Genomic DNA, 1,233 nt, shown 5'->3' on the forward strand with positions numbered 1-1,233 from the left:
GGGAATCGCGTAGCACGCGGTCCACATCCACAACTCCGACTTTGGGCGGCTCATCGAAATTAAGGCATCCCGTCAGAAAAATGCAGAGCAGCCCCAGGGCTGCAAAACGTATTTGTTTTGTCATAAATGTACCTTGAAGGAAAAAGCCGTCCGCGCCCAAGGAAGGGCAGGGCGCGGACGGCCGCACAAGCCGTATGGGCGCTTGTGGTGTTTGCAAATGCAGGCGGGGCGGCGTAAGCCGCCCCGCGCCGGATGGTTGTACTTTGGTTTTACTCTGGCTTGGACAGTGTCTAGAACTCGTAACGGACAGTACCGAACACGCCGTGCGAGGTGCTGTGTTCAGATGCCTGTATGTTGTAGTTCACGCCGAGGCTCAGGTTGTCATTGCCGAAGTCAAGGCCAAGTCCGCCCGTATAGCTCATGTAGTCCATGGTATGGGTGTCCAGTTCGGCCTTGGTTCCGGTGCCGGTGAAGCGGATCTTGCTCTTGGCCTCAATGTCGCCGGTGGCGGGAATGACGCCGAGGTCAAGGCTGGGCTTCACATACCAGCCGCTGCCGGTTTCAACCTGCTTGCTGAAGGTCACGCCGATGGGGAATGTCCAGATGTTCTGGTTCATCTCGTCCCCGTGCATGACGGTGCCGTTGCTCTTCACGTCATAGGAATTGGTGTTCACATACATGTAGCGCACGCCCAGGTGGGGGATGATGTCCACATACTGGGTATTGAGCTTGTATTCGGCGCGCAGGCCGGTGCTCAGGGCGTATGCCGTGATGTCGCTCTTGAGGTCGCGCATCTGCATGGCTCCGGGCAGTTCCTGCTTCACCTTGTTATAGGTGCTGGTGTAGTTGACGTCGGCAGTGAGGCCGAAGTTTTCCACTGCCCACCCGGCGTAAGCGCCAAGGCCCCAGAAGTTGAAGCTGTTGGTGGTTTTTGCCAGATCGCCTTCGCCTTCGGCATAGCCGCCGCCGATATTGAAGGCGATGCCCGCGCGCAGGGCGTTATCAAAGGTATAGTCGCCGCCAAGGGCCACGCCGCCAAGGCCGCCGTGCCACTTGAGGTCATAGTTGTTGCCGGCTTCCATGCTCCAGGCGTTCTGGCTCTGGTACAGGGGCATGATCCACAGGGCCATGCCCTTTTTGTTCACGCCGTCGGTCTTGTCGAGCGAAACGGACTGCATGCCGTTGCCGTCGGGCTGGGCGATGCTGGTACGCTGGGTAATGGCCGCGCCAGCC

At 59.0% G+C, this 1,233-nt stretch carries 1 protein-coding gene; it reads right to left on the minus strand.

Features of this window, described 5'->3' with window-relative positions; genetic code table 11:
• Positions 1-290: 290 nt before the first annotated feature.
• On the minus strand, positions 291-1,233 hold a 943-nt coding region (locus V6C07_RS06480), incomplete at its 5' end, for an autotransporter outer membrane beta-barrel domain-containing protein (RefSeq protein WP_333535534.1).

It is taken from the genome of Desulfovibrio sp. 1214_IL3152 (assembly GCF_036763055.1).
In the GTDB taxonomy this organism is placed as follows: Bacteria; Desulfobacterota; Desulfovibrionia; order Desulfovibrionales; family Desulfovibrionaceae; genus Desulfovibrio.